At 33.4% G+C, this 9144-nt stretch carries 4 protein-coding genes and 1 pseudogene; 4 read left to right on the top strand and 1 reads right to left on the bottom strand.

From position 1 onward, the window contains the following. Positions 1-135: 135 nt before the first annotated feature. Positions 136-846: pseudogene (wmk, locus tag JR053_RS04320) on the bottom strand (WO male-killing family protein Wmk); the annotation flags it as partial. Between the two features lie 113 nt (positions 847-959). On the opposite strand from wmk, the gene JR053_RS04315 reads away from it, so the two are divergent. The 4 genes from JR053_RS04315 (at position 960) to JR053_RS04300 (ending at position 8896) form a co-directional block, all read left to right on the top strand. Then, positions 960-1865, top strand: a complete 906-nt coding sequence (locus JR053_RS04315; protein WP_416603664.1) for an Rpn family recombination-promoting nuclease/putative transposase — start codon at positions 960-962, stop codon at positions 1863-1865. 237 nt (positions 1866-2102) lie between these two features. Beyond that, positions 2103-3548 (top strand): cytoplasmic incompatibility factor CifA, encoded by a 1446-nt coding sequence (locus JR053_RS04310; protein WP_416603662.1) that lies wholly within the window; start codon positions 2103-2105, stop codon positions 3546-3548. Positions 3549-3561: 13 nt separating this feature from the next. Continuing rightward, entirely contained in the window at positions 3562-7071 is a 3510-nt protein-coding gene (locus tag JR053_RS04305; RefSeq protein ID WP_416603660.1) for a cytoplasmic incompatibility factor CifB, read from the top strand. 883 nt (positions 7072-7954) lie between these two features. Next, positions 7955-8896 (top strand): TomO hydrophobic C-terminal domain-containing protein, encoded by a 942-nt coding sequence (locus tag JR053_RS04300; RefSeq protein WP_416603658.1) that lies wholly within the window; start codon positions 7955-7957, stop codon positions 8894-8896. Positions 8897-9144 lie beyond the last annotated feature (248 nt).

Here is a 9144-nt window from a genome sequence, read left to right as displayed (position 1 = left end):
CTTTGCAAGTTCTAGCAATCCCAACTTTGGTTTTAGTATTTTTTCTTGTGTTGTATTCATATCTGACACTCCTTTAAAACTTGTCTATATTTTTATCTTACTTTGTTTGCTTGTCAGATCAAGTCTAAACTATTACACTAAATCAGGTAGCTCATTTTCTACTATCTCATCTTCCTCTATGAGCAGATCTGTAATGCTAATTGATAATGTTTCTGCTATTGCATATAATTTTTCCAGTGGAATGGCCACACGTCCTTGCTCATAGTTGCTTATTTCGTCACGTGTTGTATCCATTTTCTCAGCCAAATCCTTTTGAGTATACTCCCGTAATACCCTCCATTCTTTTATCTTTTTTCCTATTTTGTAGTATATAGAACCCGTTTTTTCTTCAACACATTCATCAGCAGACAGACCAACTGTTTGTGAAACAATATCAACAGAAATTCCTTCTTTAACCAAACCTTTTGCAATTTTTACTTTCTCTGCTTTCCTACTACTTCTTTCACTGACTTGAACAAATTTGGTTAGCAAACAAAACATCTTACGTAACTCTTGATCATTAATCTTTTTATATTCTCTTACTAAATTTAATATTTCTTCCCCCTCATCTTCAAGACAGATTTTTTCATTTGATACAGGAATAAGATCCTTAATATTAATTGATAATATCTCTGCTATAGCGTATAACTTCTCAATCGAAATTTTACGTGTTCCTTTTTCATATTGTAGTATCACCTGATATGTTACATCGATTTTTCCCGTTAAATCTTTTTGAGTATATCCTCGCTTTAACCTCCAGCTCCTTACTTTTTGTGCTATCTGGTACCTTATCGAGATGTTTGCCATAAATATTATACAGGTTAATACTACCAAATAAAGATATACAAAATGTTTGCATTTTAGTTGAATATTTCTTCACAATTGTGTATAATTATTAATGCTTTCTATCTTACTTTCTCATGGCTCTCTCAAAATTTTTAGATCCTAAGCTTGATTTAACATTTAAGAAAATTTTTGGTACTGAAAAAAATAAGAATATCCTTATTCACTTTTTGAATGACATCTTAGGATTTACTGGAGTCAATACTATTCAAGATGTTGAGTTCCTTAGCACTATTATGAATCCTGAAATTGCTTCTGATAAACAAAGCATCGTTGATGTCCTCTGTAAGGATTCTCTCGGAAATAGGTATATTGCGGAAATGCAGCTTGCTCGTGATAAAGGCTTTGAAAAACGTGCTCAACTTTATGCTGCTAAGGCTTACTCTAGGCAGGCTGATAAAGGTGGTAAGTACATTGATTTAAAGAAGGTCTTCTTTATTGCTATTTCCAATTGTAATTTATTTCCTGATAAGCCTGATTATATATCTAGCCATACCATAAGAGATGAAAAAACTAACGAGCATGACTTAAAAGATTTTCAATTTGTCTTTATTGAGCTGCCAAAGTTTCCTAAGAGTAGAGAAGAGCAGCTAGAAAATGTAGTAGATCGTTGGCTATTTTTTTTCAAATACGCAGAAGAAACAACTGATGAAGATTTGAAAAAAATAGCAGAAAAATCACCAGTAATAAAGCTAGCATATGACGAATTAGATAAGTTTCATTGGAATGAGAAGGATCTAGTGGCTTATGAAGAAAGGGTAATGGATTTACAAAAAGAAGCTGCTATCTTGGAACAAAAACTCGATGATGCTACTCACAAAGGTAGACAAGAAGGCATCCAAATCGGCCATGAAAAAGGCAGAAAAGAAAGGGAAATTGAAGTTGCAAAAAAACTACTTAAAGCTGGTGTACCTGTTGACTTAATAACTGAATCTACCGGTCTTCCTAAAGCTGAAATTTCAAAACTTAAGGAAAAAGCCTAAGTACTGTAACTCCCTTAAAGCTCTTTTCAACTTATTGTAATTCTTTATATATTAAAGCATATATATGATCTTTTGCTGTTACTTCTACTGATCTATTTGATTTTCTCACTAATTCTACGTATCAGTTAAACGCAGAAATGTTCTTCATAAAGTTTTTCTTATTCTTGATAATTTTAGTGTTGCTATTTGATTCTAACTTTTGCATAATGCCTTAGATATTTTTATATAGAGGGTAAAATGCCAATAGAAACAAAGCGTCAAGCTGCAGTACTTAAAAAGCTGCAAGATGTTATAAAATATACAGATCCTGAAATTGCTGCTGGGAGGAAGTTAGCTATTAAAAGGTGGTTGGAAACCTATATAGAGAATATTAAATCTTTTAAGGATGATAAACTGCAGTTTTTGTACAATATATTCCAAGATGAAAGTTGCTGGTCAGGTACAAGACTGAATAATAACGTTCTAGCTCAAAGATTGACTGAAGAAAAAATAGGTGAAATAGATAATCCACTTCGCAGGTATGAGATGGCTTCTAGTTACTGTGTGGTAGATAAAATTCATCCACTCTTTCAAAAAAGATTTGAATCTTACAAAAGTAATTTTTCTTCTGATGAACTTGATGGTAGTGGCAATCCTATAACTGACAAATACATAAGAAATTCACTTTTGAGTGGCATTGGAAGGAAGGGCCATGTATTTAATTTCTGGATAGATAAAGAGTCTGGAGAATTAAAGCAACCTGGTAATGCAGAAGAGGGTTTTGACAGTGCTATAAAACTTAAGTGGAGTGAAGGAGTGGAATATTTTTCTAATCAGTTAGAGGAAAAAGCTAAGGAGAAGAAGCTTACGGAAGCAATTATTGCTCTATCTCGTGTTCAATCTGTCGAGAAAGACGCTCCTATTTTAGATTTCTGTATAAGGAATGTAGATGATAAAGATACTCTTTTACAAGAATTATTACGGAGAGATGATGGAGTATATTGCTTTTTTAGTAGATTAATACGTTCGTGTTTTTTTGATACAGTTCATGATTTGGTGCAGTGCTGGTGTTATAAAGAAGTTTCAGCATGTGGAAGCCATTCAGAGAAAATATTTTCACAGGATAAGTATGAACTTCTTCTTTATTCACTTTCAAATGTGATGTTGAAAAATCCTGAGTCAAGCGTTCAAGCTAGATCTCTTATCATGGAGATTTGGAAGTGTGACCGCTTTACTGAATACAGAAAGACTTCTGTTAATACTTCTAATTATACAGTTCCTATAAAGAGTGTACTTGGGGGATTAATCATTAATTGGAAACGAGGAGATGTTTGTAAGCCTGATGAGGAAAAGAAAATAGAGAAAAAAGAAATATTAGATATAATATCATTTGCTCGAGGTTCCTTTCCTGAAAAATTTGAACTTTTTAAAGAAATCATGATAGAAAACCTTAGATTATGTGGTAGAGAAGGAATGGAAGAAGATATAGACTATGGTACTTTCGCAAAAGAGTTGTTTTCTGAGTTAGAAGAAGCAACTTTACCTCCTAGAGATGATGGTTCCGGTGATTATCGAAGACGGTCCATATCCATAGTGGAAGCTGAAGATTCTAGTCTTTCTATTAGACATGATGGTTCTGGTGATGCTCCGAAATCCATTCTTGGAATCCCTGGTGTAAGTGATTTTTCTCGCCGTAGCAAGTAGAAAGGTATATTATATGAATAATGGTGATGGGTTTATCAGAAGTTTGGTCAATAGAAATTTTGAAGGTTTTAGACGAGAGTTTGAATCCTTTTTAGATCAGTGTCCATCTTTCTTGTATCATGTGGGTACGGGTCGTTTCCTTCCTGTATTCTTTTTCAGTATGTTTGCTACTGCACATGACGCAGGTGTTTTAGCTCCAGATGAGAGAGTCTATATTCGTTTTGATAATCATGGTATTGATACAGATGGTAGGAATAGAAATACAGGAAACCTGAAGGTTGCAGTCTTAACTAATAAATCCCTTGGTAAAAAGCGAGTTGTCAGGTGTTACAGCATCTCTGATGTCCCCAATAGTGATGGGTTAAGATTTAGTGAAAGGGAGAAAAATTCTCTAGTGCAAGAGATTGGACGGGAAAATTGGGATTTAAGGGAAGAAGGCCTAAGTTTTGAGCAATACAAAGTGTGTACGCATGGGAAAGGCAAGAGCCAGGGAGAGAAAGGAGCAGTAGTATTTGAAGAGATTCGCGAAAAAGATCCTCGAGGTGGAGATAGATTTGCCAAATATTCAGCATCTGAAATCAATCTTATTAGAGTGCTCTTAGAAAATCACGAATTAACAATTAAGGAAATAGAAGGGATGGACCTCAATCAAAATCAGCATGGACAGCTTGATGAGTTGGTCAATTTTGCACAAGTCGGGCCTGGTCAACAAAGAATCGACGGTTTTATAGGGATGCTAGCAAGTAACAATGAAGAAAATACAGAACGTCAAATAAATGAAGAAATTTTGCCATACATAACTCGAATCTATCGTCATTACTCAGGCACACTAGAAAATGATATTCAAAATCGTAATCAAAAATTTGAGAGTCACGCGGTTTTATTAGGTTTGTTAGCAAATTTTAGTCACCTCTACACGATAGATATTGACCTTGACTTGTCCCCTGGAAATTCATATGTTGCTTTTCTTGTACGTCGTCAAGCAGAGAGAGAAAACATTCCTATCGGTATTAATGTTACTAGATGGAGAACACCGTCTGATATTGCATTAAACCGCGCTAGAGGTGACGCTAAAAGATTACATGCTTCTTCATTTATATCTATTCATACTGAATCAAGACATGCTGTTTGTGTTGGATTAAATTTTAATTTACGCACAGACCCTTTTAGGGTTGGCATAGCAGAGCTTCAACAGAATAGATTTCCTTTAGTACAAAGATTATTTGAATATGTAGAAGATGAAGAAATTGAAGAAAATATTAAAAATTTCTTACTTCAATATCTTCTTGCTGAAATACCAAGAAATGCAGAAAATCGTAACAGAATACTTGCTTATATAACTGGTTTTGCTTTTGGGAATAGTGCTTTTACAAGAGAATATTTAGAGCTAAGAGAGGGAGAAGATCAAATACGTCTAAAAAAGTACATATTTAGATATGATAATGAGGATTTAAGAAGACATGCTTTAACTATGGTCTTCCATGTTCAAGGTTTTCCTATAGTTATACTTGATATTAGAAATCCCCATGATATACGATCAGTAAAAGCCATCACTCTACCACCAGGTTATAATGGTGCTGTGAATAGAGTTACATGCATACTTAATAATCAATATGGACTAAATGTTCTATTAGATAGATTTAATTCGCCTGATGATTACCTACGTAGGAATAGATATGCTTATTTTGATGGTAATCTTATAGAAGTGCCTAATGCTGAAAATGTACATAATACTTTGAATCAAGTTATGAATGATGGGTGGCAAAGTGTAGCTCAGCATAGAGAATTATTGAGAGCTATTTCTAGAGTGTTAATGCCAGATAATATGAATGGTAATGCAATAATAGATGTAAGTAACAATGACAAATTTCGTTCTATACTGCACGGTGTATTTTATGTTTGTGACAATCCTGATAAAGTGGTTACTGAATACAGGGTAGGTCAAACGTATAGTCCTGATATAAGAATGGCAGGAGAAGTAAGTACAAGAGTTGCAGAACAGAGATTAGGTCTTCTATTATTAAGATCTACAATAAATCATCCAGAAGATACTCATCCGATTGGATATATATTAGGGTTTGCTAATACTGGACAAGCATTAGCACAAGAGCGACGTAATGCAGAACAGCAAATAACAAGACTTATGGACAAGCAAAGAGGATATTTGCCCATCACTCCTGGAAATGAGGTGGTCTTATCTTATGCTGTATTTAATGCAGGTGCACAAAGAGTAGAAGATCTTATATCTGTTCCACAAGAACTATATATACATAAGTTTGACCGCAGTCATGCTTCAGGACCTGGTGGAAGACTAGGAAGAATTAGGTCAGTAGCACTTAATGATATTTTACCCCAAGTAAATGTACATATTCAAGATGATATAATGGGTCTTGATCCGATAGGCAATGTGCATGATATACTCACACTAGACTTTGCAACAGATAATCATTATTATCATTATTGGATTCAAGAAAGGGATATACGTTCTGCTGCAAGGACAACACTATATAACTTACAGCCTTATCCACATGATAATATACTCTTTGCCGCACTACCTATAGGGTGGGTAAATCATCATTTGCAACGGTTGCAAGATTATATTAACGATAGAGAAGTGCAAAATGATGAAATATTAATATCAAATTTGATCGTTAACACAGGTCATAGTCATTGGGTTACATTAGTTATTGCCTATCAAAATGGGAATTATTATGGGTATTATGCTGATTCACTTGGTGGTAACGTTCCAGATCAGCTGAATACTCTTATAGTAAATGATGTTCCTGTTACAGTCCATAATGTTCTTGATGACCAGCAAGGCAATGCATTAGTACAGCAAGGAGATGGTTATAATTGTGGTATCTGGGCATTAGAAAACGCCAGAGATATTAATCAAGTTTTACAACAAAATAACAATCTTGGAGAGCAAGGTCGAGGTGTGTTAAATGAAATGCTTAATCTTCTTACGTTAAATGTTCTAGGCCTGGGTAATATAGCTGCTCCGGGCAATCTTAGAAATGGACAATACTTTCAAGGGCGGAGAAGAGAAATCTCAAGAGAATTTCGAAACATTAATAATAATAATATTCACCAATTTCCTCAGGGGGAGCATTTACTCAATAGAAGTGTTGTTATACTATGTCAAAATCTAAATGGAATCCGTGAACTACTATTAAACTTTTTAGAGCTCCAATATCCAACGCATGGGATATGGCAACAGCAACAACCAGGGGGAGGGGGAGGAATGCCTATACTTAGTATTGGTGATTCTGATAATAGGGAATCATTAAAAGAATTAGAACAACCAAAAAATGATAAGAGGGAAGGAAGGCAAGAAGCTGAGGAAAGAAAATGCGAAGGAATAAAGCAGAATAAGAATCTAATATTGAATGCAAGCGATGCAAATAAAACTGTAAACGATGCGAAATTATCTGGAATGAAAAGCTTTGAGAGTCAAGGGGTTTCAACCATGTTAAGTGATGCAAATGTCTCTGGTATAAGTACTCGACTTGGTAAATATTGATTGTAGAAAGTGTTTAACAAAACATAAGCGTCAAGTTAAGGAATAGGTGTACTCTGCTGAACTATAAAGTTATATGGTTACGAAGGATAATAGTGTGGATTATGAGTTAAACAGCCAATACTAATTCTTTAGCCCAATAGGGTAAGAAAGAATAGCTTATAATTGCAGGCTTAGTTGGTTTAACATTTTATCCAGTTCTTTTTGAGTAACATTGGTTGGTATAAAAATTTGCTTGTATTATTAAGTTCAATAATGAAAGAGTATTTGTAAAAGAAATTGGAATCTATAGAAATCTGATTTATGTTTTTTCAAGCTAAAGTTAGCCTTGTAAGGGTTATGTGGTTTATCGACAAAAAAGATTTTATCCTATTTTACCGTGAGTTCACCCTTATGCTTCTTTGGTATTTTGAGTAGGGATTAGTATTAACTTAGTATTCTATATTGCTAAAAACTTAAATAATCTAACTATTTCCAGTAGTCAGAACCAATAACCGTGAGAAGTGTTTTTCTTGGGATCGTATGGTCTACCAAATAACCAGTACGAACTTTTTTATATGGCAATTTCACTGTGCGCTAAAATCAGCTGTATTAGCTCACTTTCGCTAAATTTACATATGAACTAGTTTGCTTAGCTTTGTTGCAATAACTTTACGTTTTTATTTTTACAACCCTGTTTTACGCGGCTTATTCTCAAAAATATATGACGTTTTTTACTTGTTAAAAAAGTAAACATTCAAGATTTTTGTCACACTAATTTTTAGTACGTTTCTGAAGCTAAAATGAATATTAATAATCTTATATATAATATAAAAAAATATATAAGTCTTGATTTTTTCATAAAAATAGCAAATAATTAAACCATATTATTTTAATAGAAAAAATTATGACTTTAGAGTGGAGAGAAATATTAGATGTAGCAAGTGATTCTAAAATTTCAATGGATATAGATAAACAAACTAACTTAAAGGAAACGTTGGTTCTTTTTTTAAGGGAGGCTATAGATAAACAAGATGTTTCAACTATTATAAATCTATCCGAACGTTTTACACAAAAACTCACTGAAAATGGATGCAAGTACCATGATTCATTACTCCCAATTACTCGGGAAATATATAAAAATGCCCTTATAATTGTAAGCAATGATATTGCCAAGCTTAATGAAAGAAGTCTTAATCAGATCATTAGTGGAAAAGTAGGACAGATCGAAGCAATTTTAGCTATAGCTTCATTAATTGATAACAAGCAACTTATAAAAAAAATGTTAGACTTGGTTGAAAGGAATATAAAAAACAACCTGGAAGAACAGCAAGTTCTTTTAAAGAGTTTAATTAATATACTAACATACTCGATAAAAAATGAACGTTTTCAGACTATTGGGTATATATGTCACAGACGATTCTCTCAAACTTTTTGTCCTGTTATTCGAGGAACATATATAAAAGCATTTGCAGATAGCAAAGTAGTAAAAGAGCTAGAAAAGAAAATAAAAAAACAAGAAAAATCTACTAAATATGAGTTGTGGATGGAGTTGAAAAAATATCTTGCAAAGATGAACAATCATTATCCAGAAGAAAGTAAACCGAAAGAAAATAATGTGATTTCTCAAAATAAAAAAATGTATATTGTAGCTACTTCTGCACTTGTAGTAGCTGGAATTATTTCAGGGATAGCTATTGCAGTTTACTCAGGAATGTTAGCGGTAGGAATAGCAGTTGGAGTTTTTTGTCTAATTGCTGCTGAAATCATATACTATTGTAATAAGCCTTCAAAGTTACTTGAGAATAGCAATGCTGAAGTTATAGTGAATCAAATAACAGTGGCATGATTATAACTCAAGGTAAGGAGAAATAGCAGGAGGGTTAAATAGCTACTTATGAAAGGCCAACTTACTGTAAATGTTATTTTTTTGCAATCAATTTATCCAATTTAGTGGGTGTAATAGTTTAGACTTGATCTGACAGGCATGAATTAACTGACAGAAGAATTAACAAAGTCAAAACCAAAATCAGCATCCTGTTTAATGCTATCAATATTTTTCTGATAAGCAATATGCATACTATCAAAAAAGGTTTG

The organism is Wolbachia endosymbiont of Nasonia vitripennis, assembly GCF_048054115.1.
GTDB lineage: Bacteria > Pseudomonadota > Alphaproteobacteria > Rickettsiales > Anaplasmataceae > Wolbachia.
Note: the sequence above shows the minus strand (reverse complement) of the source record. Positions and strands in the feature narration are given on the sequence as shown.

Coding starts and splice junctions, on each gene's coding strand:
- JR053_RS04305 (WP_416603660.1), top strand. CDS start 3,562: ATGAATAATGGTGATGGGTTTATCAGAAGTTTGGTCAATAGAAATTTT.
- JR053_RS04315 (WP_416603664.1), top strand. CDS start 960: ATGGCTCTCTCAAAATTTTTAGATCCTAAGCTTGATTTAACATTTAAG.
- JR053_RS04300 (WP_416603658.1), top strand. CDS start 7,955: ATGACTTTAGAGTGGAGAGAAATATTAGATGTAGCAAGTGATTCTAAA.
- JR053_RS04310 (WP_416603662.1), top strand. CDS start 2,103: ATGCCAATAGAAACAAAGCGTCAAGCTGCAGTACTTAAAAAGCTGCAA.